This window comes from Mesorhizobium sp. M1396, assembly GCF_040317725.1.
Classification (GTDB): Bacteria; Pseudomonadota; Alphaproteobacteria; order Rhizobiales; family Rhizobiaceae; genus Mesorhizobium.
In genome coordinates this window covers 71227-97683 of sequence record NZ_JAMYLA010000022.1, presented here as the reverse complement: position 1 = coordinate 97683, position 26457 = coordinate 71227, and the positions used below count along the sequence as shown (strand labels likewise).

At 64.0% G+C, this 26457-nt stretch carries 22 protein-coding genes; 11 read left to right on the top strand and 11 right to left on the bottom strand.

Annotated elements, in window-relative coordinates; genetic code table 11:
- The first annotated feature begins 307 nt into the window (after positions 1-307).
- Together cmk and rpsA are read left to right on the top strand one after the other, a co-directional pair.
- Entirely contained in the window at positions 308-958 is a 651-nt protein-coding gene (gene cmk / locus NKH02_RS16635) for a (d)CMP kinase (RefSeq protein ID WP_352880101.1), read from the top strand.
- Between the two features lie 208 nt (positions 959-1166).
- Complete coding sequence (gene rpsA / locus NKH02_RS16630; protein ID WP_023811516.1) at positions 1167-2864, top strand: 30S ribosomal protein S1; 1698 nt, start codon at positions 1167-1169, stop codon at positions 2862-2864.
- Between the two features lie 106 nt (positions 2865-2970).
- On the opposite strand, the gene NKH02_RS16625 is transcribed toward rpsA, so the two are convergent.
- The 3 genes from NKH02_RS16625 to NKH02_RS16615 all read right to left on the bottom strand — a co-directional run bounded on the left by NKH02_RS16625 (position 2971) and on the right by NKH02_RS16615 (position 6307).
- Positions 2971-3678, bottom strand: coding sequence for an SDR family NAD(P)-dependent oxidoreductase (locus tag NKH02_RS16625; RefSeq protein ID WP_352869175.1), 708 nt, complete (start codon positions 3676-3678; stop codon positions 2971-2973).
- A gap of 182 nt (positions 3679-3860) precedes the next feature.
- Positions 3861-5462, bottom strand: coding sequence for a 5-guanidino-2-oxopentanoate decarboxylase (locus NKH02_RS16620; RefSeq protein WP_352869178.1), 1602 nt, complete (start codon positions 5460-5462; stop codon positions 3861-3863).
- Positions 5459-6307: a dimethylarginine dimethylaminohydrolase family protein gene (locus NKH02_RS16615; RefSeq protein WP_352869383.1), complete on the bottom strand. Its 849-nt coding sequence runs from the start codon at positions 6305-6307 to the stop codon at positions 5459-5461. The genes NKH02_RS16620 and NKH02_RS16615 overlap by 4 nt, the downstream gene beginning before the upstream one ends.
- Positions 6308-6551: 244 nt before the next feature.
- Between NKH02_RS16615 and NKH02_RS16610 the strand changes: the two genes are divergently transcribed.
- From NKH02_RS16610 to NKH02_RS16585, 6 genes are all read left to right on the top strand, one after another.
- Positions 6552-7367: an ABC transporter ATP-binding protein gene (locus NKH02_RS16610; protein WP_352869385.1), complete on the top strand. Its 816-nt coding sequence runs from the start codon at positions 6552-6554 to the stop codon at positions 7365-7367.
- A gap of 54 nt (positions 7368-7421) precedes the next feature.
- Positions 7422-8219: a transporter substrate-binding domain-containing protein gene (locus NKH02_RS16605; RefSeq protein WP_352869181.1), complete on the top strand. Its 798-nt coding sequence runs from the start codon at positions 7422-7424 to the stop codon at positions 8217-8219.
- Between the two features lie 208 nt (positions 8220-8427).
- Complete coding sequence (locus NKH02_RS16600; RefSeq protein WP_352869387.1) at positions 8428-9093, top strand: ABC transporter permease; 666 nt, start codon at positions 8428-8430, stop codon at positions 9091-9093.
- Positions 9093-9902 carry an ABC transporter permease gene (locus NKH02_RS16595; RefSeq protein WP_352869183.1) on the top strand — a complete coding sequence of 270 codons (810 nt, stop codon included), beginning with the start codon at positions 9093-9095 and terminating at the stop codon, positions 9900-9902. The genes NKH02_RS16600 and NKH02_RS16595 overlap by 1 nt, the downstream gene beginning before the upstream one ends.
- 95 nt (positions 9903-9997) lie before the next feature.
- Positions 9998-10999 (top strand): Ldh family oxidoreductase, encoded by a 1002-nt coding sequence (locus NKH02_RS16590; protein ID WP_352869185.1) that lies wholly within the window; start codon positions 9998-10000, stop codon positions 10997-10999.
- A gap of 536 nt (positions 11000-11535) precedes the next feature.
- Positions 11536-12513: a complex I NDUFA9 subunit family protein gene (locus tag NKH02_RS16585; protein ID WP_352869187.1), complete on the top strand. Its 978-nt coding sequence runs from the start codon at positions 11536-11538 to the stop codon at positions 12511-12513.
- Between the two features lie 150 nt (positions 12514-12663).
- Here the strand turns inward: NKH02_RS16585 and NKH02_RS16580 are convergent, their stop codons facing one another.
- On the bottom strand, positions 12664-14040 hold the full coding sequence (locus NKH02_RS16580) for a cytochrome P450 (RefSeq protein WP_352880099.1): 1377 nt from the start codon (positions 14038-14040) through the stop codon (positions 12664-12666).
- A gap of 211 nt (positions 14041-14251) precedes the next feature.
- On the opposite strand from NKH02_RS16580, the gene NKH02_RS16575 reads away from it, so the two are divergent.
- The 3 genes from NKH02_RS16575 (at position 14252) to gyrB (ending at position 20164) form a co-directional block, all read left to right on the top strand.
- Positions 14252-14821: an NADPH-dependent FMN reductase gene (locus NKH02_RS16575; RefSeq protein WP_352880097.1), complete on the top strand. Its 570-nt coding sequence runs from the start codon at positions 14252-14254 to the stop codon at positions 14819-14821.
- A gap of 91 nt (positions 14822-14912) precedes the next feature.
- Complete coding sequence (locus NKH02_RS16570) at positions 14913-17531, top strand: caspase family protein (RefSeq protein WP_352880095.1); 2619 nt, start codon at positions 14913-14915, stop codon at positions 17529-17531.
- Between the two features lie 161 nt (positions 17532-17692).
- The gene (gyrB, locus tag NKH02_RS16565) at positions 17693-20164 is read left to right on the top strand and encodes a DNA topoisomerase (ATP-hydrolyzing) subunit B (protein WP_352880093.1); all 2472 of its coding nucleotides are present in this window, start codon (positions 17693-17695) and stop codon (positions 20162-20164) included.
- Between the two features lie 49 nt (positions 20165-20213).
- Here gyrB and NKH02_RS16560 read toward each other — a convergent pair whose 3' ends face one another.
- The 7 genes from NKH02_RS16560 to NKH02_RS16530 all read right to left on the bottom strand — a co-directional run bounded on the left by NKH02_RS16560 (position 20214) and on the right by NKH02_RS16530 (position 26409).
- Positions 20214-21659: a hypothetical protein gene (locus NKH02_RS16560; protein ID WP_352880091.1), complete on the bottom strand. Its 1446-nt coding sequence runs from the start codon at positions 21657-21659 to the stop codon at positions 20214-20216.
- Between the two features lie 133 nt (positions 21660-21792).
- Positions 21793-23190 carry an NAD(P)(+) transhydrogenase (Re/Si-specific) subunit beta gene (locus tag NKH02_RS16555; RefSeq protein WP_352880089.1) on the bottom strand — a complete coding sequence of 466 codons (1398 nt, stop codon included), beginning with the start codon at positions 23188-23190 and terminating at the stop codon, positions 21793-21795.
- Positions 23191-23196: 6 nt separating this feature from the next.
- Positions 23197-23622: a proton-translocating transhydrogenase family protein gene (locus NKH02_RS16550; RefSeq protein WP_502910889.1), complete on the bottom strand. Its 426-nt coding sequence runs from the start codon at positions 23620-23622 to the stop codon at positions 23197-23199.
- The gene (locus tag NKH02_RS16545) at positions 23622-24908 is read right to left on the bottom strand and encodes a Re/Si-specific NAD(P)(+) transhydrogenase subunit alpha (RefSeq protein WP_352880087.1); all 1287 of its coding nucleotides are present in this window, start codon (positions 24906-24908) and stop codon (positions 23622-23624) included. The genes NKH02_RS16550 and NKH02_RS16545 overlap by 1 nt, the downstream gene beginning before the upstream one ends.
- 84 nt (positions 24909-24992) lie before the next feature.
- Positions 24993-25217 (bottom strand): aa3-type cytochrome c oxidase subunit IV, encoded by a 225-nt coding sequence (locus NKH02_RS16540; RefSeq protein ID WP_292180183.1) that lies wholly within the window; start codon positions 25215-25217, stop codon positions 24993-24995.
- A gap of 218 nt (positions 25218-25435) precedes the next feature.
- The gene (locus tag NKH02_RS16535; protein ID WP_013528205.1) at positions 25436-25585 is read right to left on the bottom strand and encodes a DUF3096 domain-containing protein; all 150 of its coding nucleotides are present in this window, start codon (positions 25583-25585) and stop codon (positions 25436-25438) included.
- A 116-nt stretch (positions 25586-25701) separates the two neighbouring features.
- Positions 25702-26409 (bottom strand): N-acyl amino acid synthase FeeM domain-containing protein, encoded by a 708-nt coding sequence (locus NKH02_RS16530; RefSeq protein WP_352880085.1) that lies wholly within the window; start codon positions 26407-26409, stop codon positions 25702-25704.
- Positions 26410-26457: the final 48 nt, after the last annotated feature.

Genomic DNA, 26457 nt, shown 5'->3' with positions numbered 1-26457 from the left:
CTGATGAAGGCGTTGGGCGCGGAGATTGGGTGACGTTCATGGCAATCGCTAGCGTTGAAGATTGCGCTCTGGCAGAGACGTCGGCGGGACAGCACCCCCCTCTGTCCTGCCGGACATCTCCCCCGCAAGGGGGGAGATCAGTCGCAATCGCGGCTCTCGCCAATAGTCAACGCAGCAGAATTGAGCGGAGCGCCAAAGCCGCCAATCTCCCCCCTCGCGGGGGAGATGTCCGGCAGGACAGAGGGGGGTGTGAAGGATCGCGGCGCTCGTCTTATTCATCGCGCTTTTCGGTCACGGTGGCCCGCAAATGACACATGTCTTCACCATCGCCATCGACGGCCCGGCCGGCGCCGGCAAAGGCACCCTTGCCCGGCGGCTCGCCGACCACTATCGGCTGAACCTGCTCGACACCGGCCTCACCTATCGCGCCGTCGCCTATGCGCTGCTTCAGCACGCGCTGCCGCTCGACAATGTCTCGGCCGCCGAGACCGCTGCCCGCCAGGTCGATCTGGCCAAGCTCGACCGCGCGGTGCTGTCGGCGCATGCGGTCGGCGAGGCGGCGTCGAAGGTGGCGGTGTTCCCGACCGTGCGGCGCATCCTGGTCGAAAAGCAGCGCGACTTCGCTCAGACGCCACCGGGCGCGGTGCTCGACGGGCGCGACATCGGCACCGTCGTCTGCCCTGACGCCGACATCAAACTCTATGTGACGGCGAGCGCCGAGGTGCGCGCGAGGCGCCGGCTGGCCGAGATCGAGAGCATCGGCGGCACCGCCAATTTCGCCGAGATCCTTGCCGATATCGTGCGCCGCGACGAGCGCGACATGGGTCGCGCCGACTCGCCTTTGAAGCCGGCCGCCGACGCGCACTTGCTTGATACCAGCGAAATGGCTATAGAAGCCGCGTTTCTCGCAGCCAAGGCGATCATAGACGACGTGCTGGCCAAGAGAGACAACGCCTGATCCGGGTTTTTCCCTCGCGTTTCCATTGTCGGAGGCGAAGAAGACACCCATATCGGGCACGAACCAGCCTGCCAGCATTCTTCATGCGCCGGAATTGCCGCTTAAAGAGCGGCCCAGGGCTTTTGTAGCCCGGAACGCCGGCAGGCTAACGCAACGCTAACCCACGGCGCCCGTCCCGCTTGAGATGCGGGGCACTCCAGGAGAAACAATGTCAGCTGCAAATCCCACTCGCGATGATTTCGCGAGCCTGCTCGAAGAATCATTTACCGCCGGCCATTCCGGCGAAGGCCAGGTCGTCAAGGGCATCATCACCGCCATTGAAAAAGACATGGCGATCATCGACGTTGGCCTCAAGGTCGAAGGCCGCGTGCCGCTGAAGGAATTCGGCGTCAAGGGCAAGGACACCACCCTCAAGGTCGGTGACACCGTCGAAGTCTATGTCGAGCGCATCGAGAACGCGCTTGGCGAAGCGATGCTTTCGCGTGAGAAGGCCCGCCGCGAAGAGAGCTGGGTCCGTCTCGAAGAGAAGTTCACCAAGGGTGAGCGCGTCGAAGGCGTTATCTTCAACCAGGTCAAGGGCGGCTTCACCGTCGACCTCGACGGCGCCGTGGCCTTCCTGCCGCGCAGCCAGGTCGATATCCGCCCGATCCGCGACGTCTCCCCGCTGATGCACAACCCGCAGCCCTTCGAGATCCTCAAGATGGATCGCCGCCGCGGCAACATCGTGGTGTCGCGCCGTACCGTGCTCGAGGAGAGCCGCGCCGAACAGCGTTCGGAAATCGTGCAGAATCTCGAAGAAGGCCAAGTTGTCGAAGGCGTCGTCAAGAACATCACCGATTACGGTGCGTTCGTCGACCTCGGCGGCATCGACGGCCTGCTGCATGTCACCGACATGGCATGGCGCCGCGTCAACCATCCGACCGAAATCCTCAACATCGGTCAGACGGTCAAGGTGCAGATCATCCGCATCAACCAGGAAACCCACCGCATCTCGCTCGGCATGAAGCAGCTCGAGAGCGATCCGTGGTCCGAGATCGGCACCAAGTTCCCGATCGGCAAGAAGATCAAGGGTACCGTCACCAACATCACCGACTACGGCGCGTTCGTCGAGCTGGAGCCGGGCATCGAGGGTCTCATCCACGTTTCGGAAATGTCGTGGACGAAGAAGAACGTGCATCCCGGCAAGATCCTGTCGACGACCCAGGAAGTCGACGTTGTGGTGCTTGAGGTCGATCCGGCCAAGCGCCGCATCTCGCTCGGCCTCAAGCAGACGCTCGAGAATCCGTGGCAGGCTTTCGCCTCGAGCCATCCGGTCGGCAGCCAGGTCGAGGGCGAGGTCAAGAACAAGACCGAGTTCGGCCTGTTCATCGGCCTCGAAGGCGACGTGGACGGCATGGTCCACCTTTCCGACCTCGACTGGACGCGTCCGGGCGAGCAGGTCATCGAAGAGTACAATCGCGGCGACATGGTCAAGGCGCAGGTGCTCGACGTCGACATCGACAAGGAGCGCATCTCGCTCGGCATCAAGCAGCTGGCCAAGGATACGGTCGGCGAAGCGGCGACTTCAGGCGAACTGCGCAAGAACGCGGTGGTCACCTGTGAAGTCATCGGCGTCAAGGATGGCGGTCTGGAAGTGCGGCTGGTCGACAGCGGGATCGAGACCTTCATCAAGCGCTCCGATCTGAGCCGCGACCGCGACGAGCAGCGCCCCGAGCGCTTCACCGTCGGCCAGAAGGTCGACGCCCGCGTCATCGCCTTCGACAAGAAGACCCGCAAGCTGCAGGTCTCGATCAAGGCGCTGGAAATCGCCGAAGAGAAGGAAGCGGTCGCTCAGTACGGCTCGACCGACTCCGGCGCTTCGCTGGGCGACATCCTGGGTGCCGCGCTGAAGAAGCAGGGCAGCTAAGTCCTTCGCACAGCGAAGTCTTCGCATAAGCTCGAAAACAAAACCCCGCCGGAGCAATCCGGCGGGGTTCTTCTTTGATCGACGTGAAGGTTGGAAGGTCGGAAGGTTAGGCCCTGCCGTAAAGCGGCACCAGCGTGCCGCTCATCGCCTGATTGGCCGGCGAGGCGAGATAGGCGATGGCTTCGGCGGCGGCTTCGAGACTGACCCATCTGGTGACATCGGCATCCGGCATATCGGCGCGGTTTGCCGGCGTGTCGAGCGTCGACGGCGCCACGGCGTTGACCAGGATGCCCTTGTGCTTCAGCTCCTCGGCCATCGCCACCGTCATCGCCGCCACCGCCGCCTTGCTTGCCGCGTAGGCGACCGAGCCCGCACCCTTGCGCGGCTCCAATGCCGCCCGTGCAGCGATATTGACGATGCGGCCTGCCGTGCCTGATGCCAGCATCGAGCGTACCGCCGCGCGGCAGCACAGGAAGGCGGTGCGCGCATTGGTGTCCATCATCTCGGCAAACGACGCCGACTCGATCTTTTCCACCGGCGCTCCCGTGAAGCCTCCGGCCAGGTGGATCGACCCCCACAGGCCGGGAACCTGGCTGTAGAACGCCTCGACCTTGGCGGAGTCCGAGAGATCGACATTGTGCACCAGCTCGACACGATCATGCGCGGTGAAAGGGAAATGGGCTGGTGCGGCGGCATGGGCATTGGGCACATGGCAGATCGCGCCGTCACTCAAAAGTTTGCCGACAACCGCACCGCCGAGCGCACCGGTTCCACCGGTCACGACGATATGCCTGCCTTCAAGGGTTTCCGTCATCTTGGACCGCTCCTGTCATTTTTTATCGTTAGGTCGTTTCTTGCGCCGCCGACGCGAAGCGTCGCGCCTTTCTCGCCATCACTCAATTGAAATCTCGACATGGCAGTTGTCGCGTCTTTGCATGCGTCCGCCACCGGCTAGCCGTGGGCAATGGCCGAGGCGGGAAGTCGGGCCACCGATATTCAGTCAACCGTGATTTCGATGACGCGTGGCAGTCCGGTTGCGCGAGCGCGTTTCAGCGCGTCCGTTAGAGCGGCGATATCGGACAGCCGTTCGGCGCCGATGCCATAGGCCTCAGCCAGCTTGCAGAAATCCGGCGGCGCCGGCGACACGCCGACCGGCTCGACCCCGACATCGAGCATCGAGGTTTCGATCTCGCGGTAGCCGCGATTGTTCCAAACGACGAAGATGACGGGCGCCCGGGCATCGAGCGCGGCGCCCAGTTCCGGCAGCGTGAACTGGAAGCCGCCGTCACCCGTGAGGCAGACGACCGGCGCCTCGGGCACGGCAAGAGCAGCACCGATCGCCGCCGGCGGGCCATAGCCGAGCGCGCCGAAGCCGGTCGCGGCATTGAACCAGCCGCCTGGCCGATCATGGTCGTAATAGAGGTTGGCGGCATAGATCGGCTGCGTTGAATCGCCGACGATGAACGCGCCCGGCAAAGTGTCGCGGATCACCTCGACGGCGCGCACCTGCTCCCGCAGCGTCGGATTGAGCTCGGCAAAGGCCGCTTGCCGCGCGGCGGCGGCGCGCGGCGGACCGTCCTCGCTTGCCGGGACATGGCTGATTTGCGGGAGCAGCGCTTCGAGCGCCTCGGCGCAATCGGCCTGGATCGAAACCGTCGCCGGGCGGCGGGCAAGCTGATCCGCGCCGATATCGATGCGGATCAGATTGGCGGGCAGCACAAAGCCGCCATCGCTGTAGCCGTCATAGTCGGTGGGGCCGAATTCGGTGCCGGCGGCAATCACCAGATCGGCGTCGGCCATCAGCGCCCGCACCGCCTTCAGGCTCGGGCTGGCTGGCACGCAAAGGGGATGACCATGCAGCAGGCCGCGCGCATTGGCGGTCTGGACGACCGGCGCTCCCAGCCGTTCGGCCAGGCGGCGCAATGGCGCTTCGGCACGCTTGGCACCGCCGCCGACCAGGATCAGGGGGCGGCGCGCGGCAGCGATGAGCTTGGCGGCGCTGGCAATTGCGGCAGCTTCCGGCGCGGGCGGCGTTACATTGCTCAGCATGGCAGCGATGCCATCCGCCGGCTTGACCATGACGTCGGTCGGGATCTCGATATGCACCGGGCCGGGCCGGGCCGATGAAAACAGGGCGAAGGCCTGCGCCAGGGCACCGGGCAATTCCCTGGCCTCGGTAACGCGCTGCGAAAACAGCGCCACTTTCTCCATCATGCCGCGCTGGTCGGGCAGTTCGTGCAGAAAACCCAGCCCCTTGCCCAGCGTCGGCATGGCGTTGACGCCGGAGATGACCAGCATCGGCACGGAATCGGCACGTGCCTGTCCCATGGCGGTGATGGTGTTGGTGAGCCCCGGTCCGGTGATGACGAAGGCGACGCCCGGCCGGCCGCTGGCGCGTGCATAGCCGTCGGCCATGAAGCCGGCGCCCTGTTCGTGGCGCGGCGTGACATGGCGGATCGTCGAGCGCGCCAGCCCCCGGTAGAGTTCGACCGTGTGCACCCCGGGAATGCCGAAGACCGTGTCGACGCCATGAGCTTCGAGCAGCGAGATAAGCGCCTCACCGACAGTCGTCCCAGTGATGGTCCCAATGGTGGTCATTGGCGCAGCACCGGGCGCGTCAGGCAGGTCGGGCCGCCCTCGCAGGCGATGCAGAGTGCGTCCGCCTCGAAGGTGGAAACCACGCAGCCGGCAGCCTGCATGGCAGCCGCAGTCCTGGGGAAACCGGCAACGGCAATGACCTGGCGCGGCGCGGTCGGCAGCACGTTGAGGCTGAGCCCGTTGGAGATGAAGAACTCGTCGGCGTCACCCTCGACCAGCGTGATGCCGCGCGCCCGCAGCAGCTGGTAGAAGGCGGCCGGCAGCAGCGGCGCGTAGACCAGCGCCAGATCGTCGGCGAGCGGACTGATCACCGACATCAGATGCAGGCAGGCTTCCTCCCCATGCCAGAGCGGCAGGTCGAAGCCAAAAACCGAAATGCCCTTGGGCGAAAGCAGGTTCGAAAGCTGCTGGATACCGTCCTGGTTGGTGCGCGCGCCACGGCCGACGGCCAGCGTGGTCGCATCGACCCAGACACAGTCGCCGCCTTCCACCTGGCCCGGATCGTCGATGCGGCCGAGAATGGGAATGCCCATGCGCTCGTAGGCTGCCTCATGCAGGCCGGGCTCGACCCGGCGCAACGCCTTGCCCATCGAGAGAATAATCGCGCCATGATCGGTCATCAGCGACGGATCGTGGGTGAAGACGGAATCGGCCAGCCCGTCATCGGCATCCGTCAGCCATTCGATCTCGGCGCCGGAGGCCGCGACCATGCCGGTCAATTGCTCATGCTGGGTTGCGGCCTTTTGCGGATCGAAACCCGGACCATAGTGCCATTCCTGTGCCCTTGCATGACGCATGGCGCTGGCGGCGGACCGCATCAGCACGCGTTTCAAGGGTCCGGCCATGGACTGCGACCCGTATGATTTGCCCACTAAATTCTCCCGAAACGTCCGTTGCCGCCACTAACCACTACGGCAGGCTGTGATCAATAGTCCAAAAACCATGGTTGACGGAGGCAAGCGGAACGGTCCATCCTGAGAATGGGAACTCTGTCCAGTGATGGGTAATGGGTAAAAGATACCAGCAGCGACGAGGTCGACCGCTCCGCGGAGCGTCGAAGGGATGACGGCTACAAGTGCCGCATCCGGGATGATAGCGCAAGGCGCCGCATCCGCATTGAAACAGACGGCGCAGGGCGGCGCCGCCGAAGCCATTCATGTCGAGAACCTGCACAAGAGGTTCGGTGAGCTGCATGTGCTGAAGGGCGTGTCGCTGTCGGCGCGTGACGGCGAGGTGATCGCCATTATCGGGGGCTCAGGCTCGGGCAAGTCGACGCTGCTGCGCTGCATCAACTGCCTGGAAAATCCGACCAGCGGTATCATCCGCGTCAATGGCGAAGAGATCAAGCTCAAGGCCGACAGCCACGGCCACACGGTTCCGGCCGACCGCAAGCAGATCGAGCGCATCCGCTCCAAGCTCGGCATGGTGTTCCAGAACTTCAACCTGTGGAGCCACATGACGCTGATCGAAAACGTCATCGAGGTTCCGGTGCATGTGCTTGGTGTCAAGCGCGATGTGGCGATCGCAGAGGCCGAAAAGCTGCTCGCCCGCGTCGGCCTTGCCGAAAAGCGCGACGTCTATCCGGCCTATCTGTCGGGCGGCCAGCAGCAGCGCGCCGCAATCGCCCGGGCGCTAGCCATCAATCCGCGCGTCATGCTTTTCGACGAGCCGACCTCGGCGCTCGACCCTGAGCTAGTCGGCGAGGTGCTGAAGGTGATCGGCGACCTGGCGCGCGAAGGCCGCACCATGGTGCTGGTCACCCATGAAATGAAGTTTGCCCGGGAGGTCGCGACGCATGTCGTCTACCTCTACAACGGGCTGGTCGAGGAAGAAGGGCCGCCGGAGCAAATCTTCGGCGCGCCGAAATCCGAAAGGCTGAAGCAGTTCATCCGCAACATCGGCTAGGACAGGCCGGGACGGAAGAAAACCGGGAACCAACAACAAACTGGGAGTCGTGAAATGAAGACCGTTCTGAAGACATTCGCCGCAGCGCTGCTGCTCGGCATTGCCGCCATGGGCGTGGCCAAGGCCGATCCGGTCAAGATCGGTGTCGCCGCCGAGCCCTATCCACCCTTCACCTCGCCGGATGCATCGGGCAAGTGGGTCGGCTGGGAAATCGAGTTCATCGACGCCGTCTGCGCCGAAGAGAAACTCGACTGCGTCATCACCCCGGTTGCCTGGGACGGCATCATTCCGGCGCTGACGACGAAGAAGATCGACCTCATCGTCAGCTCGATGTCGATTACCAACGAGCGCAAGAAGACGATCGACTTCTCGGACAAGTATTACAACACGCCGACGGCGATCATCGGGCCAAAGGACCAGAAATTCGGCGCCACTCCGGACGACCTCAAGGGCAAGGTCATCGGCGTTCAGGTCTCGACCGTGCACGCCGTCTACGCCAAGAAGCACTTCACCGGAGCGGCGGAAATCAAGGAATACCAGACCCAGGACGAAGCCAACAACGATCTGGCGGCCGGCCGCCTCGACGCGGTGCAGGCCGATTCCATCGCGCTTGGTGAATTTCTCAAATCGGACCAAGGCAAGGCCTGCTGCGATCTGAAGGGCATGGTGGCACCGGATGACGAAGTGCTCGGTCCGGGCGTCGGGGCCGGCGTGCGCAAGGAAGACACCGAGTTGAAGGACAAGATCAACGCCGGCATCAAGGCGATCCGCGCCAACGGCAAATACGACGAGATCTCGAAGAAGTACTTCGATTTTGACATTTACGGCGGCGGCGGCGCGCAGTCGAACTGACAATCCTCTCGCATGAGCTGAGGGGCATGGCGTCAGCGCCATGCCCCTCCTGCCCGATCTTTCCCAGGCATGTTTGCCGCAGACGCAGCCGTCGGCGGTTAGAGCCAGCAATCCGGGGGCGACGCTGATCGACGCATTTCTTTCGGCCTCGGCGGCCGGCATCATCGAACTTCTCTCGCCCAATCCGCCGGGCTGGGGCGGGACCCTTTTGGTTGGGCTGCTCCATTCGATCGAGATCGCGCTGGGCGCCACATGTCTCGGTCTCTTGATCGGCACCGGCGGCGCCTATGGCAAGCTTTATGGCGGCCCGGTGGTGCGCGATCTGCTGGCGGTCTACACCACCATCGTGCGCGCCGTGCCCGAACTGGTGCTGATCCTGCTGCTCTATTATGCCGGAACCGACCTCATCAACCAGGCGCTGACGGCAATGGGTTATCAGCGCGTCGACATTAGCGGCCTTGCCGCCGGCATCGCCGTGCTCGGCTTTGTCCAGGGCGCCTATTCGACCGAGGTGATACGCGGCGCGATCCTGGCCATTCCGCAAGGGCAAATCGAAGCCGCGCGCGCCTATGGAATGTCTCCAGGCCTGCTTCTGCGGCGCATCACCTTGCCGGCAATGCTGCCCTTCGCCATACCGGGCCTCGCCAATCTCTGGCTGATCGCCACCAAGGACACCGCGCTGCTGGCGGTCGTCGGGTTCTACGAGCTGGCGCTGGCAACGCGGCAGGCCGCCGGCGTCACCAAAGCCTATTTCACCTTCTTCTTCGCCGCGGCTGTGCTCTATCTGCTGCTGTCGCTGTTTTCCAACCTCCTCATCGGCCGTGTCGAGGCCTGGTCGCGGCGCGGCATGCCTTCGCTCAGGGAGGCGCGCTGATGGCCAACGAGGCGGCCATCATCAACGTCGTCGCGCGAACGTCGCTGTGGCTGCAGCCGCACCGTATCATGCTGATCCTGATCGCACTCGGCCTGGTTCTGTCGGCGGCCTTTTTCATGCGCTGGGACTGGCTGCCGCAATATTATGAAATGGGATTGATCGGCATCTGGCGCTCGCTGTGGATCCTGGCCGTCACCTGCGTGCTGGGCTTCCTGCTTGCCGTGCCACTGGGGCTGGCGCAGGCCACCGGCTCCTTCTGGTTCGCCGCGCCCGCCAAGGCGTTCTGCACGGTAATCCGGGGCACGCCGCTGCTGATCCAGCTGTGGCTGCTCTATTACGGCCTGGGCTCGCTGTTCCCGCAATATCCGTGGATCCGTGGATCCTGGATGTGGCCGTATCTGCGGCAAGCCTGGCCCTATGGCGTGCTGGCGTTGACCTTGTCTTTTGCCGGCTATGAAGGTGAAGTGATGCGCGGCGCCTTTGCCGGCGTGCCCAAGGGGCAACTCGAGGCCGCCCGCGCCTTCGGCATGAGCCGCTGGAAGGCATTCCGGCGCATCTGGCTGCCGCAAGCCATCTACCGGGCGCTGCCGACGCTGACCGGCGAGACCGTGCTGCAATTGAAGTCGACGCCGCTGGTGGCGACGATCAGCGTCATCGACATCTTCGCCGTTTCGTCCAAGGTGCGGCAGGATACCTACCTCACCTACGAACCCTTGCTGCTGCTGGCGCTGATCTACATGACGATCACCGGTATTCTGGTCCTCGCCTTCGGCAGGATCGAGGCCAGGATCCCGAACAAGATCGGTTAGTGAGTTAGCGAATAGGGAATAGCGAATAGCAAGCGCCGGCTATTTCCGCTATTTCCGCCACTCGCTACTCGCTACTCGCTTAGGAACTCATTGCGATGCAACTCAGTCTCGACCAGGCAAAAGGACTGTGCCGGATGGCGGCACTCGGCGCCGGCGCCAATGAGGAAGCGGCGCAATCGCTGACCGCTTCGATCATCGCCGCCGAGTCGGAAGGGCTTTCCTCCGTCGGGCTGTCGCATTTCATCGATTACCTCGAGGCGCTGGAAGCCGGACGCATCGACGGCAACGCAGACCCGGTGATCACCCGGCCGGCGTTGGCGATCTACCTCTCCGATGCACGCGGCGGGCTGGCGCACACCGGCTTCGACCGCACCATCGACGACCTCGCCAAGGCGGCAAGGCTGTTCGGCGTCGCCATCTTCTCGCAGAAGAACGCCTATACATGCGGCGCGCTCGGCTATTTCACCGGCCGGCTGGCAGCGCAAGGGCTGGTGTCGTTCGCCGCCACCAATGGTCCGGCGGTGCTTGCCGGCTCGGGCTCGGTCAAGCCGGTCTATTGCACCAACCCGATGTCGTTTGCCGCACCCGCCGCCGATGGCGCGCCGCTGGTCATCGACCAATCGTCGAGCGCCACCGCTTTCGTCAACATCCGCAAGGCGGCCGAGGAGGGCAAGACAATCCCCGAAGGCTGGGCGCTGGACGCCAGCGGCAATCCGACCACCGATCCGGCCGCCGCCATGAAGGGCGCGATGCTTGCCTTCGGCGGCCAGCGCGGCGCCAACATCGCGCTGATGGTCGAGGTGCTGGCGGCGGGCCTGTCGGGCGCCAACTGGTCGCTCGACGCGCCATGGTTCAGTGGTGGACCAGACAGCCCCGGCACCGGGCTGTTTGTGCTTGCGATCGAACCCAAGCTGCTCGATCCCGATTTCGAGCAGCGGATGAAGGACCAGCTCGACCGCCTGCGGCGGCGCTTCGGCGTGCATGTGCCCGGCCGTGCCCGGGCCGAAGCCGCCGAGAAGGCGCAAGCGCGGGGCATCAGCGCGTCCAAGGCCGTGGTGCAGCGCATTTCCGAATTCGCCGCCCGCTATTCTTCCTGAATAATCCGCTAGATATCAGATAGTTATCTCGAATTTTCCCGCTTGAGGCGCGGCGCGGTGCAATTTTCTTCGCGCCCCGCTGAACCTTTCCGCGCGTTACCGCGACCCAGCTTTGTCCGGGGCAAGGCGAGCTTGCCCGATCCACACTGGGGGACCGCCAACTGCAGCGTCGATTTCGTCGCCGCCTGCAAGAAGGTCGGCGGCACCATGTCGGATGTTCAGGGCTGGGGTGGGCGTACTTGCTTCACGCCCTCCTGATACCGTCTCAGGTCAGGCCGCTCCGGCGGCCCCTGGCTTCGCATGGATGCAGCCCGGAAAACCCCGCTTCGGCGGGGTTTTCTGCGTTTTTGCATCCACGTCTTCAGGCGGCGATCCTGCTGTTCTTCGTCATTCGCGGCGGCAACCACCACTCGGCCGACCCTGCATCGGCAAGGCGTTCCGATAAGGCTGGCAGCGACCACGCGTCACCCTTTGCCTTTGGCGCGAAACCGATTATGAAACGGCTTCAGCCAAGCTTGCGAGCGCCGGAGCCAGCCATGACCGAAATCCTGCAGACCCCAAAGCTCGTCGTCGTCTTTGGCGGGTCAGGCTTTGTCGGTCGTCATGTCGTGCGCGCGCTGGCCAAACGGGGCTATCGCATCCGCGTCGCCTGCCGGCGACCCGATCTCGCCGGCCATCTGCAGCCGCTCGGCAATGTCGGCCAGATCCAGCCGGTGCAGGCCAATGTGCGCGTGCGCTGGTCGGTCGATCGCGCCGTGCAGGGCGCCGACCATGTCGTCAATCTGGTCGCCGTCCTGCATGAGAGCGGCCGGCAGAAATTCTCCGCCGTCCACGAGTTCGGCGCCCGCGCCGTGGCCGAGGCAGCGCGCGCGGTCGGCGCCGGTCTCACCCATATTTCGGCGCTGGGCGCCGATCTGAACTCCGGATCGGACTATGCGCGCACCAAGGCGCTCGGCGAAAAGGCCGTTCTGGAGACGATCAAGGACGCCGTGATCTTCCGGCCGTCGATCAATTTCGGACCCGAGGACGCCTTCTTCAACCGCTTCGCCAACATGGCCCGCTATTCGCCGGTGCTGCCGCTGATCGGCGGCGGCCAGACCAAGTTCCAGCCGGTCTATGTCGGCGACGTCGCCGAAGCGGTGGCGCGCTCGGTCGACGGCAAGGTCGAGGGCGGCCAGATCTATGAACTCGGCGGGCCGAAGGTGCTCACCTTCAAGGAGTGCATGGAAGAGCTGCTCGAGGTGATCGAGCGCAAGCGCCTGCTGGTGCCGGTGCCGTGGTGGGTGGCCAACATCCAGGCCTCGATCCTCGGCCTCTTGCCCAATCCGCTGCTGACCAAGGACCAGGTGATACAGCTGCGCGAGCACAACATCGTGTCGGACGCGGCGGCCAAGGCCAACAGGACGCTCGCCGGCCTCGGCATCCAGCCGCAATCGATCGCGACGATCCTGCCCAGCTACCTCTGGCGCTACCGCGCCGCCGGCCAGTTCCAGCAGCGCAAACCCGCAGCTTAATTCATTACCACAGCTTGAAGGTGTGTTGAGGATTCAGGTCAGGCCGAGCCGAGAGCGGTGGATTCCGAGAACCGGAACGGAGCGTACTTTTGGTACGTGAGTACCGGAAGCGCAGGAAGCCATCGTTCGCAGGCCGGCATAACCTGAATATCACCACACCTGGCGGGGCGTGACCTGCATCGGCAAACCGCCTTGCGGCTGTGTGGTCAGCTTCTGCACCGGCCAGGGTTTTGTCTCCGCGGTGGTGTCGAAGCGGAAGCGTGACAGCATGATCGCCAGCGCGATGATCGCCTCCTGCATGGCGAAGCTGGCGCCGATGCAGACGCGCGGGCCCGCACCGAACGGCAGATACTGGAAGCGGTCGATCTTTTCGCGGTTTCCCGGATGGAAGCGCTCCGGCAGGAAGGCATTCGGCTGATCCCAAAGCTTCCGGTGGCGATGGACGACCCATGGCATCACCAGCACGGCGGCGTGTTTCGGGATATAGAGATCCTTCCACATTTCCGGCTCGATCGGCTCGCGGTTGATCGACGGTGCCGGCGGATACAGCCTGAGTGCTTCGTCGAAGGCAGCACGCGTGAAAGGCATGGCATCGAGCCACTTCGTCGGATCGGGCTCGCACGCCAGCACCCGGTCGATCTCCTGCTCGACGCGGTTGCGCTCCCACGGGGATTCCGCAAGGCAATAGAGCGTCCAGCCAAGCGCGCGCGCCGTGGTCTCGTGGCCGGCGCCGATGAAGGTGATGATGTTGTCCTCGACCTCGGCCCGCGTCAGCCCGTCGGGGCCTTCGGCCTTGAGCAGCAGCGTCAGGAAATCCTGCGGCACGGCATCGGGATCCCGCTTGAATTTCTCTTCGCGCATCTTGACCGTGTCGGTGACGATCTTGCGGAAATAGGCCATGGTCTTGCGGCCGCGGAGGCGGGTCAGGCGTGGCAGCCAATCGGGCGCGCGCAACAGGTCCAGCGGGTCGACGCGGCCCATCGTCTCGAACAGGCGGTCGATCTCGTTGGCGAAACTGCCCGGCACGCCGGCGATTTCGCCGGAAAACAGCGTCTCGGCCAGGATGTCGTAGGTGAGCAGCGTCATGTCATGGGCGATGTCGGATATGCCGCCGCCTTCGTAACGGGTGACGAACTCCCGCGTGCGCCAGAGCATCGGCTGGGCGAAACCGAAGATATGGCGCGGCGTGAACAACGGCGCCATCGCCTTGCGCGACCGTTTCCAGACCTCGCCCTCGGCGGTCAGCAGGCCGTCGCGCAAGATCGGCCGCAGGATTTTCTGGCGCACCGTCGCCATCTTGTAGTTCTTGGCGTTGTCGACCAGCACGTGGCGGATCAGGCCCGGATCGTTGGCAACGATGAGATGTCCACCAACGCCACTCGCCGAGATCCAGGGCTCGTTGTAGGTATGCTCCCCCCACAGTTCGAGCGGGTTGCGGTAGACGATGCGGATCATCTCCAGCGTCGAGGGAGGCGTCGTGCGCGGCTTTGGCGCCGGGGGGACGAAGGGGGCGGGCTGGATGTCCATGGGCTGCTCCGCTGATACACCAATGTAGTGGCTGGCAATCCGGGCGTCCATGGGACCGAACGGCAGGCACGAACCATGCGACCCGGGACGTGCGGCAGACAGTCCGTTCAGGCAATTGTGACCGCCTCCCTGGCGGTGTCGCCTTGTCCGCGGCCATGGCCTGCCGTAGGTCACGGTCACCAACAGATACCGCCAAACGAAGGAGCCCGCCTTGAAGCACCAGTTGAACATCATCATCGGCAGCACGCGGCCCGGCCGCGCCGGACCGGTTTTCGCCGAGTGGCTGGAGAGGTTCGCGCGCGAGCATGGAAAATTCGAGCCGGTGCTGACCGACATCGATACGTTCAAGCTTGCGGTGCTGGACGAACCGCACCATCCAAGGCTTGGCAACTACCAGAACGACCATACCAAGGCCTGGTCCAAGGCGATCGATGCCGCCGACGCCTTTGTCTTCGTCGCGCCGGAATACAATTATTTCGTGGCGCCGGCGATCGTCAACGCGATCGACTATCTCTTGCGCGAATGGAAATACAAGCCCGCCGGCATTTTCAGCTATGGCGGCGTCTCCGGCGGTCTGCGCGCGGCGCAGGCGCTGAAGCCATTGCTGACCTCGGTGGGCGTCATGCCGATCCCGGAAGGTGTCGCGCTGCCGATGTATCAGAAACTGCTCGACGAGAAAGGCGCTTTCAGCGCCAGCGAGCAGGTGCGCGGCGGCGCCAAGACCATGCTGGACGAGCTGTCGCGCTGGAGCGAGGCCTTGAAGCCGATGCGGGCTGCCTGAAAGCATCGGCTTTCCGCCAAAAGCTTGGCTTGCTCATGCCATAAAGAGGTGGAATGTTCGCGCAAATGAACGAGCCGGGGGGCAGTTCGACTTGCGCTTGCTGTTTGCCTTGCTGCTGATGCTCACGGCCACCGCCGCCGCGGTGGCGGAGCGGCGCGTGGCGCTGGTCATCGCCGATGACGACTACCGCCTGGTCCGGCCACTCGCCAATCCGGTCCATGACGGCGAGGCGATGGGAGCGGCATTGAAGAAGCTCGGCTTCGAGGTCGTCCTCGAAACCAATCGCGATCTGCGACGGATGCGCCGCGCGCTCGACGATTTTCGCGAGGATGCCAGAGGCGCCGACGTGGCGCTCGTCTATTTCTCCGGCCACGGCGTCGAAATCTCGGGCGACAACCGGCTGCTGCCGGTCGACGCCGACGCCTCCTCGCTCGATGCGCTGGAGAAGACCAGCCTGCCGCTGGAAGAGGTGCGCGACACCGTGGCGGCCACTGCCAAGGTCGGCCTGATCATGCTCGATGCCTGCCGCAGCGATCCGTTTTCGGGCACGATGGGCGAAGGGCGAGGCGCGACATCGCTGGCAAAGGATGTCGCGGAAAAAGTCCGGCCGGGTCTCGGCCGGATTGGCCGCGCCGAAAACATCCTGTTCGCGTTCTCGGCCGCACCGGGCGAGACGGCGGCCGACGGGACCGGCCAGAATTCGCCGTTCACGACAGCGCTGACCAAATATCTCGGCACCGACGGGCTCGAGATCCGCTCGGTGCTGACACTGGTGCAGCAGGAGGTCTATGACCTGTCTCGCGGCAAACAGCTACCCTATGTCGAGAGTGGCCTGCCGAAGCTGTTCTTTGCCGCATCGGCCAAGGAACAGCTGCCTGAGCGCGAGCGCCTGCTGCTCGCCATGGCCGACGTGACACCGGAAATGCGCGGCGAGGTCGAGCAGATTGCCAGCGATGCCGACATGCCGCTGGCGCCACTCTATGGCGCGCTGATCAGCTCCGACGCCAGCCACCTCTCGGCGGACAGCCTGAATGCCAGGCTGCACGAGGCGGCCGACGCCTTCGTCAAGGTGCGCGGCGAGATGAGGACGCTCGCCTCCGACGATCCGCAAGTGACGGAACTGCGCCGGCAGGCCGAGGTGCAGCTATCGCTCGGCGCCTTCGATGGCGCGCGCGCCATCCTCGCCAGGGCCGCCGACATCGACAATGTCTCGCGCAACGCCTTGAAGGTCAATTTCGTCAGCCGCACGCTGTCGGAGGCGGCGACGCGTTTTCTGTCCGGCGGTGCGGCACGCGCCGATCTCGACTACGCCACGGCCATCAAGGACTATGAATCGGTGCTGGCCCTTTACGGCGAGGCCGGACAGACCTCGCTGACGCTGGACGACGCCGACCGCCAGATCCGGACGCTGGACGACCTCGGCAAGCTCTACACCCTTATCGGCAACACCGATGCGGCAGGCCGCGCCTTTGCGGCACTGGTATCCAATCTCGAGCTGCGTTCGGCCCAGGAAACCGATCCGGGCGTCAAGCGCGATTTCGCCGTCAGCCACATCAAGCTCGGCAACATCAGGCTGGCGCAGGGCGACCTGCCGGAAGCGCTTGAGAACTATCAGACCGCCACAACCATGCTCAGGGATTTGACCGCAGCCGAGCCCGATCGTCTGCCATGGTTCGGCGACTTCGCCATGGCCGACGACAAGATCGGCGATGTGCTGGTGACGCAAGGCGATCTGGCGGGGGCCTCGCGGGTCTACCAGGAAAGCCTGTCGATCAAGAAGCAGCTTGCCGACAACGAACCCGAGCGCGCCGAGCTGCAGCGCGACCTGACCATCAGCTATGACGAGATCGGCGCGCTAGCGCGCACCGCCGGCCAGTTGGACAACGCCCAGGCGGCCTATGAAGAGAGCCTGAAGGTCCGATTGGCGTTGGCCGACAAGAAGCCGCAGGATGCCGAGCGGCAGCGCGATGTCTCGGTCAGCCATACGACGATCGGCGACCTCAAGCGCGAGCGGAGCGATGCGGTGGGCGCACTCGCCGCCTATCGGGCAAGCCAGGCGATCGTCGAACGATTGGTGGACCGCGACCCGGACAACAGCGAGCTGAAGCGCGACCTGTCTGTCGGCAATGCCAAGATCGGCAATGCGCTGAGCGACCAGGAGAAATGGCCGGATGCGCTGTCGGCTTACAGGCAAGCGCTCTCGTTGGCCCGCGAGCTGGCGGCCGGCGACCCGAACAATACGGATTGGCAGCGCGACCTCTCCGTCAGCCTCGAAAAGGTCGCCAGCATTCTGGAAATACAAGGCGACCGGGCGGGCGCGCTCAAGGCCTACACCGACAGTTTCGTCATCGCCGACCGGCTGGCCAAGCTCGATCCTGCCAATGCCGACTGGCAGCGCGACCTGTCGATCACGCTGTCCGAAATCGGCATGCTCAGGGGCAAGCAGCGCGACTTCAAGGGCGCGCGGCAGGCCTTCCAGGATAGCCTCGACATCCGCCAGCAGCTTGCCCAGTCCGACCCCAACAATGCCACCTGGCAGCGCGACCTCGTGGTGGCCATGATCGACTATGCTCAGGTCGCCAAGAACCCCAAGGCGGTGCTTTCCCAGGCGCTCGACATGACGCTGGAACTTGATCGCACTGGGCGGCTGGCGCCGCGATACAAGTTCATAATCAAGTTTCTCAGGGACCGGCTGGCCAAGGCCAGATAAGGCCTGGAGAGAGCGCGTCATGGACAGCCGGCCCGTCCCCGGGGAAATGCCTGCAAACCTTGGAAAAACCGCCTTTAGCGCCTATATCTAATGGATATTAGAGGCGCGATTCGGGGCCGATTTTTCGCGCCGTGCGAGCGGCATCCAGACAACAGGTTTTCATGAGCGATCAGATCGACAACATCAACGGCGCTGAAGCCGAATACGGCGCCGATTCCATCAAGGTTTTGAAGGGGTTGGATGCCGTGCGCAAACGCCCCGGCATGTATATCGGCGACACCGACGACGGTTCTGGCCTGCATCACATGGTCTATGAGGTGGTCGACAATGCGATCGACGAGGCGCTGGCCGGTCACGCCGACCTCGTCACCGTGACGCTGAACCCCGACGGTTCGGTCACCGTGATCGACAATGGGCGCGGCATTCCGACCGATATCCACACCGGAGAAGGCATTTCGGCGGCTGAAGTGATCATGACTCAGCTGCATGCCGGCGGCAAGTTCGACCAGAATTCCTACAAGGTCTCGGGCGGCCTGCATGGCGTCGGCGTCTCGGTGGTCAATGCGCTTTCGGCCTGGTTGAAACTGAAAATCCGCCGTAACGGCCAGATCTTCGAGATGAGCTTCACGCATGGCAATGCCGACGCGCCGCTGAAGGCGACAGGCAGCTATAAACAGGACAAGCAGCCGGGCACCTATGAAGGGCGCAGCGGCAGCGAGATCACCTTCTTCCCGTCGACCGAGACCTTCACCATGGTCGAATTCGACTTCGGGACGCTGGAACACCGGCTGCGTGAGCTTGCTTTCCTCAATTCCGGCGTGCGCATCGTCCTGACAGATGCCCGTCACGCCGACGTCGTGCGCCATGAACTGCACTATGATGGCGGGCTGGAAGAATTCGTCAAATATCTCGACCGGGTCAAGAAGCCGCTGATCGACAAGCCGATCGCCATCAAGGCCGAGCGCGACGGGATAACCGTCGAAGTGGCGATGTGGTGGAACGACAGCTACCACGAGAACGTGCTGGCTTTCACCAACAATATCCCACAACGCGACGGCGGCACCCATCTGGCCGGCTTCCGCGGCGCACTGACGCGCCAGATCACCGGCTATGGCGAATCCTCGGGCCTGACCAAGAAGGAAAAAGTCTCGCTGATCGGCGATGACTGCCGCGAAGGCCTGACGGCGGTGCTTTCGGTCAAGGTTCCCGATCCGAAATTCTCCTCGCAGACCAAGGACAAGCTGGTTTCCTCGGAAGTCCGGCCCGTCGTCGAAGGCTTGGTCAACGAAGCGCTCGGCACCTGGCTGGAGGAGCACCCTGCAGAGGGCAAGGTGGTGGTCGACAAGGTGATCCAGGCGGCGGCGGCACGTGAAGCGGCACGCAAGGCGCGCGACATCACCCGCAAGAGCTCGCTCGGCGTTACTTCCCTGCCCGGCAAGCTGGCCGACTGCCAGGAACGCGACCCGGCGAAATCCGAAATCTTCATCGTCGAGGGTGATTCCGCCGGCGGCTCGGCCAAGGGTGGCCGGTCGCGCCAGAACCAGGCGATCCTGCCGTTGCGCGGCAAGATCCTCAATGTCGAACGGGCGCGCTTCGACCGCATGCTCGGCTCCGACATGATCGGCACGCTGATCACCGCGCTCGGCACCTCGATCGGCAAGGACGAGTTCAACGCCGACAAGCTGCGCTACCACAAGATCATCCTGATGACCGACGCCGACGTCGACGGCGCCCACATCCGCACCTTGCTGCTCACCTTCTTCTTCCGGCAGATGCCGGAGCTGATCGAGCGCGGCCATCTCTATATAGCCCAGCCGCCGCTCTACAAAGTGACGCGCGGCAAGAGTTCGCAATACATCAAGGACGAGAGCGCCTTCGAGGAATTCCTGATCGGCTCGGGGCTGGAAGAAGCATCGCTTTCGCTCGGATCGGGCGAGGTTCGTGCCGGGCAGGATTTGCGCGGTGCCATCGACGACGCGCTGGCCGTGCGTCAGCTGATCAACGGCCTGCACACACGCTACAACAGAGGCGTGGTCGAACAGGCGGCGATCGCCGGCGGGCTCAACCCGGACGTCTTCACCGATCTTGGCCGCGCCAACGCCATGGCGGAGCGGATTGCAAAACGCCTCGACATCATCGCCGAGGATACCGAGCGCGGCTGGACCGGCCGTATGTCGACCTCGAATGAAGGCGTCGGTGGCTATGTGTTCGAGCGCACGGTGCGCAGCGTCAAGGAATACGCGCATCTCGATCTGGCGCTGATCAACTCGGCCGATGCACGCCAGCTCGACCGCTACGCACAGCGTCTCAGCGACGTCTACGGGTCGCCGCCGGTGCTGCGCCGCAAGGATGTCTCCGAAACCATCTCGGGGCCGCTGGCTCTGCTCAACGCCGTCTTTGCGACCGGCCGCAAGGGCCTGACCATGCAACGCTACAAGGGTCTCGGCGAGATGAACGCCGAACAGCTGTGGGAAACCACGCTCGACCCGAACGTGCGCTCGCTGCTGCAGGTCAAGGTCAACGACGCGACCGACGCTGACAGTCTGTTCTCGCGGCTGATGGGCGACGAGGTCGAACCCAGGCGCGAATTCATCCAGGACAACGCGCTGTCGGTCGCCAACCTGGATATCTGAGCCCCGATCCGCTTCTACGCTTGCGGGCTCGCCTCCGGAGCCGCCTAGCTCACTCCAGTTTGCGGCCGAGGTCGACAGCGTCGCGCAACACCTCCAGATGCGAGCGCGGCGCAACGCCGGCCGGCGCGGTGACCTCGACACCGGTCGCTGCCAACGACCAATAGAGCGTGTGGGTGAAGATGCGGCCGCGGTAGCCGCGCAGTTCGACCTGGATATTCTCTACGCCCGGGCCGAAATTCTCAGCCATCGGCCCGGAGATCGGATCACCCGTCAGCCAGCCATTGCTGCGATCGAAGATGTTGGTCCACCGCGTCGCGGCGAACACCGCGCCATGATGCACCGCCCGCCGTGGTTTGCCTGAACGGCTGCGCCCTTCCGGATAAAGCACGGTCCCGCCGGCTGCCGTGTCAGCGATCGGCGGGCATGCCGAGAACAGCCGCTCGGCGATACCGCGCCTGAATTCGGCGAGATCATGCGTCACCAGAAACTCGCTGTGGGTCAGCGGACTGCCTAGCGTGATGAAATCGCTGATCTTCCATGGCAACGGATGGTCGGCATCGCCAGTGCGCAGTTGTCGGTAGAGCTCCCATTGGTCGCGCCGGAAGCCGGCGAGGTCGTCCAGCCTGTCAGGCCATGCCGAACCGTCGGCAATAAGCGTGGCCTTGTCGATGGCGTGGATGGCCTTCAGTTTCGTCTTGTCGCGGATGGGCTCCAGTTCTCGGGGTCTGAAATCGGCCCATAATATCTGCAGGAGATCATAGGCGATCATCGATCCAAGGCTGTGCGACACCAGCACGATCCGGTCGTAGGCATCGTCCATCATGAGACGTTTCAGCAGCCGCAGGCCGCGGTCGCGGATCAGCGCCCGCTTCTCGACCGTCGCTGCTTCCGCGCGCACATAGGCCGCGACATCGCCGAAATAGGGAAGACCAAACCGGTCCACCGCCCAGATGATGAATGAGGCCAGGATGGTGACGAGCAGGCCGGCGGCCAAGGAGATATACTGCTGCCAAACCGACGTCGCGAGCGCGAGCGCCGCGCACAGGACGACGATGACGGCAAGAAGCGTGACGAGATAGAGCTTGCGGGCGTCGCGCGGAATGTCGGTGGGCTTGCGCCACAGCAGATTCGTCACCCAGGCGGCAAGCCGGCCCCGCGTCGTGCCCTGCGTGATGTCGGCCCAGTACAGCTCGTAGAAATCGGTGCGGCGGCCATCGACGTCGTAGGGCGTGGTGATGCGGCGAAGTTCGTATGAATTGGTCCGGCTGTCGGGTGTGATCCAGCTCCGGTTGATCTTCGCGCCGGCGGGGTCGGCCGGATCGGCGACATGGGCATAGAACGGCGCGCGGGCGGGGTCGTGGCTCCAGACAGCCTGGACAAAGCCGCGCAGCGTATCCATCGGCCGCTGTTCGCCCATGCCATGCACGATCACCACCGCCTGACTGGGCTTGCGCGGCGCTTTCCCGGTGGGCGGCGATGCGATGGGGTCGGGCACCAACGTCTCCGTTGACGACAATCCCGCCAGCGAGACGGGATTTCGTCATCGTAGCCTGGAAAACGCCGTCAAGCCAAGAAAAAGCCCGGCGCGAGCCGGGCGTTCCTTGGCGTGTCTCGGTGCTGATTCCTGATCAGTGATCCATCGCCTTGACGATCTCCTCGGTCATCTTCTTGGCATCGCCGAGCAGCATCATGGTGCCGTCCTTGTAGAACAGCGTGTTGTCGATGCCGGCGTAGCCGGAACCGAGCGAGCGCTTGACGAACAGGCATGTGCGGGCCTTGTCGACGTCGAGGATCGGCATGCCGTAGATCGGCGACGACTTGTCGTCACGCGCCGACGGGTTGGTGACGTCGTTGGCGCCGATGACATAGGCGACGTCCGCCTGCGCGAATTCGGAGTTGATGTCCTCGAGCTCGAACACTTCGTCGTAGGGCACATTGGCTTCGGCGAGCAGCACGTTCATGTGGCCAGGCATGCGGCCGGCGACCGGATGAATGGCGTACTTCACGTCGACGCCATTGGCCTTGAGCTTGTCGGCCATTTCGCGCAGCGCGTGCTGGGCCTGGGCGACCGCCATGCCGTAACCCGGCACGATAATGACCTTCTGCGCGTTCATCATCAGGTAGGCGGCGTCGTCGGCCGATCCCTGCTTGACCGTGCGCTCGATGCCGTCATCTGCAACTGCTGCGGTCTCGCCACCGAAGCCGCCGAGGATGACCGAGATGAAGCTTCGGTTCATGCCCTTGCACATGATGTAGGACAGGATCGCGCCGGACGAGCCGACCAGCGCGCCGGTGATGATCAGTGCCAGATTGCCGAGCGTGAAGCCGAGGGCCGCCGCCGCCCAGCCGGAATAGGAGTTCAGCATCGAGACGACGACCGGCATGTCGGCGCCGCCGATCGGGATGATGAGAAGGACCCCCAGGACGAGCGAGGCCACGACGATCAGCCAGAACACCAGCTTCGATTCCGTGGTGACCAGGAGCACGATCAGCACGATGAGTGCCACGCCAAGCGCCGCGTTGATGAAGTGGCGGCCGCCGATCATGATCGGCTTGCCCGACATGCGGCCATCGAGCTTGAGGAAGGCGATGACCGAGCCGGTGAAGGTGATGGCGCCGATGGCGACGCCGAGGCTCATCTCGATCAGCGCCTGGGCGTGAATGTCGGCGACCGTGCCGATGCCGAAACTCTCAGGCGCATAGATCGCCGCGGCCGCCACCATCACGGCGGCAAGGCCGACGAGCGAGTGGAAGGCGGCGACCAGCTGCGGCATCGAGGTCATGGCGATGCGGCGCGCGGTGACGGCGCCGACACCGCCGCCAAGGGCAAGACCAAGCACGATCAGGCCGAAGCGTCCGGCCGAAGGGGTCGCCAGCGCCAGCGTGGTGGCGATGGCAATGCCCATGCCGATCATGCCGTAGAGGTTGCCCTGGCGGCTGGTGGTCGGGTGCGACAGCCCGCGCAGCGCCATGATGAACAGGACGCCGGAAACAAGGTAGAGGAAGGACGCGAAGTTGGCGTTCATGGCGCTCTACTTGTCCTTCTTCTTGTACATGGCCAGCATGCGCTGGGTGACGAGGAAGCCGCCGAAGATGTTGACCGAAACCAGCATCAAGGCGACGAAGCCGAAGCCCGCGGCGATGCCGGAGGCCGCGATGCCGACGGCAAGCAATGCGCCGACGACGATGACCGAGGAGATGGCGTTGGTGACGGCCATCAGCGGCGTGTGCAAAGCGGGGGTCACCGACCAGACGACATAATAGCCGACGAAGATCGCCAGCACGAAAATGGCGAATCGGAAGACGAAGGGATCGATGGCGCCGCCGGACAAAGCGTGCGCGGCATCACCCGCCGCCTCGGCGCCACCGGGCGCGGTCGCCATATTGTGCACCGCCAGCCGAACGGCGGCGGAGGCCTGGTCGAGCTGATCGAGGGCTTTCTGCAGGGTCTGATCCATCACGCAATGCCTTTCGACTTCGACGAAGGCGACTTGGACGCGGCTGCCTTCTTGGGAGCGGCCTTCTTCGGTTTGGCCGAAGCGTCGGCGACCATGGTCTTGGCCGTAATTGCCGCCGGCTCGACATATTGGCCCTTTGGCGGCTGCTGGTCGGCCTTGGCGAAGGCCGGATGAACCACCTTGCCGCCATCGGTCAGCATCGTCGCCTTGACCAGGTCGTCGTCTCGATTGATGGCAAGCGTCTTGGTCGTCTTGTCGACCAGCGTCTCGAGGAAGGCGAACAGGTTCCTGGCGTAAAGCAGCGATGCCGACGCCGCGATGCGGCCGGGCACATTGAGATGGCCGACGATCTTGACGTTGTTGACCGTGGTGACGACCTGGCCTGACACGGCGCCCTCGACATTGCCGCCGCGCTCGAGCGCCAGGTCGACGAGCACCGAGCCCGGCTTCATCGAGGCAACCATCGCCGCCGAGACCAGCTTCGGCGCCGGACGGCCGGGGATAAGCGCCGTGGTGATGACGATATCCTGCTTGGCGATATGCTCGGCGGTGAGGGCCGCCTGCTTGGCCTGGTATTCCTTCGACATTTCCTTGGCGTAGCCGCCGGCCGTCTCGGCAGCCTTGAACTCCTCGTCCTCGACCGCGAGGAACTTCGCGCCGAGCGAGGCGACCTGTTCCTTGGCGGCGGGGCGAACGTCGGTGGCGGTGACGACTGCGCCAAGCCGACGCGCGGTGGCGATCGCCTGCAGGCCGGCAACACCGACGCCCATGACGAAGACCTTTGCCGCCGGCACCGTGCCGGCCGCGGTCATCATCATCGGCAGCGCCCGGTCATATTCCGAAGCGCCGTCGATCACCGCCTGGTAGCCGGCCAGGTTGGCCTGCGAGGACAGAACATCCATCGACTGCGCCCGGGTGATACGCGGCATGAATTCCATCGAGAAAGCGGTGACGCCGGCCTTGGCCAGGGCTGCAACGGCGGCGTCGTTGCCATAGGGATCCATGATGGCGATGACTGCTGTGCCCGGCTTGTAGCTCTTCAGCTCGACATCCGTCGGCCGACGCACCTTCAGCACGACATCGGCCTTGGCGACATCCGAAACCTTGCCGACGGCGGCACCGGCCTTGGCGAATTCCTCGTCGGGGATGCGCGACCGGGTGCCGGCACCGGTCTCGACGACGATTTCGAAGCCCAGCGCCGCCAGCCGTTTCACCGTATCGGGCGAGGCCGCGACGCGCGGCTCGTTGGCATCGAGTTCACGAGGGATGAATACCGTCTGTCCCACCGCATGATCCTTTCGGCGGGAAGCTCGTTCCCGCAAGATGCCGGCCGGCCTCGCGGCGGCGGCGTGGACAAGGTGTCGGAAAATCTATCGGAGGATAAAGGCGCCGACGGCCATAATCAGCACGAACAGGATGGTCGCCGAGAAGAAGCCGCCCGCGAAGAAGCCGAAGGCCATCGCCAGGAGCAGGGCTCCGCAGAAAAGTGATCCGTATTTGGCCAGCATGAGGAAGCCCGCATAGGTGCGGTCATGCTCGGCATAGTCCATCTTCGCGCCCAGTTCGACAGGACCGGTCGGCGAGTGATCAGCCATAGGAATACCCCTTCGAAGACATCTTTCAGGCACATAGCGAAAAGCCGGGCCGAGAGCAATGGCGCTATTGCCGCATCGCAGCGACAACTGCCTCAACGGAAATTTGAAGCCGGCTGCCGACATGACGCCGGAGCCCGACCCCGGATTCGGGCGCCTGATGCGAAGATGCTCAGAAAGGGGGGCGAAGCGGACGGTTTGCGCTGCCTCAAGTGGCGCTGTCAGCCGGCAAGGTGCGGGAAAAGCCCGAGCAGTCCGACGACAATCAGATAGAGCGCGACGATGTAGTTCAACAGCCTTGGCATGACGAGGATCAGCACGCCGGCGATCAGCGAGATGAGCGGGGTGAGCGCAAGCGTGGAAATGGTCATGTCGGGTTCCTTCTGGGAGATCCATCGAAATGCAGATGCCGAGCGTCAAAACGCTGCCACCATCAGAACGCCTATCCGGCTGGAAAGCTCCAGACGCTCCGCAAAAATCGGAAGCCTCAGGCGGCGTCGCGATAATATTTCGCTGTCGGCACGATGGACAGGGGTGTCAGTCCGTTGATGGCCGGATTGGCAAACATCAGCCGCTGTTCCGTCGACGTCGACCTGAAGAATGGGAACCGTTCGAGCGTCAGTCGCATATTCTCGCCGGCGGGGATTTCGAACAGAGCGATCGGGGCAAGAACGCCCGGAAATACTTTTCCCTCGGTCCTCTGCACGGCATTGAAGTAACGGGAATAAAAATTGGAATGCTCGATCTTGACCGGCGTAAGGACCGAGTTCTGGCCAAAGTAGCGCGAGGCCACCATGGCAAGCCTGAGTGTCAGGAAAGGCAACACTCCGGGCGCCGGTGCACTGTCGGGATCGGTTGCGAAGCGGGTTCCGTCTATGAAGGTTTCTCCGCGGGCAAGTCGCTCGATCAGCACTTCCGGATAGGCATCGACGGAGGGCGAATGCGGGTGCTCGCTGGAAATGTAATGGAAGCGGATCGTGCTGACCAATTCGCCATAGCAATAGACACCGAACCGGTAGGAATTGGGCAGATCGTCCCAACGGTCCTCGAACATTCCGCTGGCGATTGGGCCGCACATGCCAGAGCGCAGGTAGGATTTATAGCGAAGCCGGTAAATCGCCTCCAGATCCTCGCCTCCGGTAATGAGGCGATAATCGACATGCTCCAGCTGTTGCATGATCGATCGGTTCAGCATCGAATCCCCGGCCGCGCTGATCGCGCCCGGCGCATTCCTTGCACCCCT

Coding starts and splice junctions, on each gene's coding strand:
- cmk (WP_352880101.1), top strand. CDS start 308: ATGACACATGTCTTCACCATCGCCATCGACGGCCCGGCCGGCGCCGGC.
- rpsA (WP_023811516.1), top strand. CDS start 1,167: ATGTCAGCTGCAAATCCCACTCGCGATGATTTCGCGAGCCTGCTCGAA.
- NKH02_RS16625 (WP_352869175.1), bottom strand. CDS start 3,678: ATGACGGAAACCCTTGAAGGCAGGCATATCGTCGTGACCGGTGGAACC.
- NKH02_RS16620 (WP_352869178.1), bottom strand. CDS start 5,462: ATGACCACCATTGGGACCATCACTGGGACGACTGTCGGTGAGGCGCTT.
- NKH02_RS16615 (WP_352869383.1), bottom strand. CDS start 6,307: ATGGCCGGACCCTTGAAACGCGTGCTGATGCGGTCCGCCGCCAGCGCC.
- NKH02_RS16610 (WP_352869385.1), top strand. CDS start 6,552: ATGATAGCGCAAGGCGCCGCATCCGCATTGAAACAGACGGCGCAGGGC.
- NKH02_RS16605 (WP_352869181.1), top strand. CDS start 7,422: ATGAAGACCGTTCTGAAGACATTCGCCGCAGCGCTGCTGCTCGGCATT.
- NKH02_RS16595 (WP_352869183.1), top strand. CDS start 9,093: ATGGCCAACGAGGCGGCCATCATCAACGTCGTCGCGCGAACGTCGCTG.
- NKH02_RS16590 (WP_352869185.1), top strand. CDS start 9,998: ATGCAACTCAGTCTCGACCAGGCAAAAGGACTGTGCCGGATGGCGGCA.
- NKH02_RS16585 (WP_352869187.1), top strand. CDS start 11,536: ATGACCGAAATCCTGCAGACCCCAAAGCTCGTCGTCGTCTTTGGCGGG.
- NKH02_RS16580 (WP_352880099.1), bottom strand. CDS start 14,040: ATGGACATCCAGCCCGCCCCCTTCGTCCCCCCGGCGCCAAAGCCGCGC.
- gyrB (WP_352880093.1), top strand. CDS start 17,693: ATGAGCGATCAGATCGACAACATCAACGGCGCTGAAGCCGAATACGGC.
- NKH02_RS16555 (WP_352880089.1), bottom strand. CDS start 23,190: ATGAACGCCAACTTCGCGTCCTTCCTCTACCTTGTTTCCGGCGTCCTG.
- NKH02_RS16550 (WP_502910889.1), bottom strand. CDS start 23,622: ATGGATCAGACCCTGCAGAAAGCCCTCGATCAGCTCGACCAGGCCTCC.
- NKH02_RS16540 (WP_292180183.1), bottom strand. CDS start 25,217: ATGGCTGATCACTCGCCGACCGGTCCTGTCGAACTGGGCGCGAAGATG.
- NKH02_RS16535 (WP_013528205.1), bottom strand. CDS start 25,585: ATGACCATTTCCACGCTTGCGCTCACCCCGCTCATCTCGCTGATCGCC.
- NKH02_RS16530 (WP_352880085.1), bottom strand. CDS start 26,409: ATGCTGAACCGATCGATCATGCAACAGCTGGAGCATGTCGATTATCGC.